Origin of the sequence: Kitasatospora sp. NPDC007106, assembly GCF_040634455.1 — a bacterium.
GTDB classification, from domain to species: Bacteria; Actinomycetota; Actinomycetes; order Streptomycetales; family Streptomycetaceae; genus Kitasatospora; species Kitasatospora arboriphila.
On the sequence record NZ_JBEYFP010001295.1, the window covers coordinates 1 to 1,288 of the forward strand.

Sequence of the window (1,288 nt, forward strand, 5' to 3'; positions counted from 1 at the left end):
CTCGCGGACGGCGGACGGGATCCTGCCGCGAGGCCTGGCAGGCGGCGCGGGCCGGCGGCTGACGGACCGCCACCGGTGGTTCCTGCCGGGCAGGCGGCGGACCCTCGTACGAACGAGTGGTCTACCGCGGCACGCGGCGGGCTCGGCCCGGTTCGACCACGTCCGGTGCCTTCGGCGGGTGTTAGTTTCGAACTCCTCGTCGGGTCGGGCCGGCGCCGGCCGACGGCGCGCGGACGACGTGTCCGTCGAGCGGTTCCCTGTCCGATCGGCGTCGTGAGGTGGCCGAGTGGGTGTGTGGTCGCGGCGTGCGGTGCTGGCCGGCCTCGTCTCCGCGCCGGTCCTGACGGCGGGTTGTGTCGCCGGTACGGCCGGCAGGGCGGCGCCTGACGGTGAGTCGGGCGGCGGGGCGGTGCCGGAGGGCCCGGGGCCCGCCGGCTACCGGCGGCTGCCGGTCCCTCCGCTCGCGGAGTCCCGCACGGAGGACGGCGTGCGGTGGTTCACGCTGGAGGCGCGGCCCGGCCGGGCGGACATCGTGCCGGGGAAGTCCACGCCGACCTGGGGTTACTCGCAGGACCTGCTCGGTCCGACGCTGCGCGCCCGCACCGGTGAGACGGTGGGCGTGCGGGTCCGCAACCGGCTGCCCGAGCCGACGTCCGTCCACTGGCACGGCATGCACCTGCCCGCGGCGTGCGACGGCGGCCCGCACCAGCCGATCGCCCCGGACGCCGGCTGGGAGCCGTCGTGGACGATCGCCCAGCCCGCGGCGACCCTCTGGTACCACCCGCACCCGCACGGCTCGACCCAGCTGCACACCTACCGCGGTCTGGCCGGTCTGTTCCTCGTCGACGACGGGACGGCCGCTGGCGCCGCCCTGCCGCACGAGTACGGCGTCGACGACCTCCCCGTCATCCTGCAGGACAAGAAGCTCAACGCCGACGGGACCCTGGACGAGCGCAACGAGGCCGGGACGGGACTGACCGGCCCGACGGTGACGGTGAACGGGATCGCGGGCGCGTACGCACCGGTGGCCACCGACCGGGTGCGGCTGCGCATCCTCAACGGCTCGACGATGCGGGTCTACAACCTCGGTCTGGACGACGACGGCGAGTTCGAGATGGTGGCCTCCGACGGCGGGCTGCTCGCCGCGCCCGTCCGGCTCCGCCGCCTCCTCCTGACCCCCGGGGAGCGGGCGGAGGTCGTCGTCCGCCTGCAGGCGGGTCGGCCGCGCACCCTGCGGTCCTTCCCCGCCCCGCTGCCCGCCAGGAAGGGCCGCGGCCCGTCCGCCGGA

1 protein-coding gene is annotated in these 1,288 nt (G+C 76.2%); it reads left to right on the top strand.

Translation table 11 applies throughout. The features are described from left to right. Window positions 1-487 precede the first annotated feature (487 nt). A partial coding sequence (locus tag ABZ641_RS37970; RefSeq protein WP_359989185.1) for a multicopper oxidase domain-containing protein occupies window positions 488-1,288 on the top strand: 801 nt, incomplete at its 3' end.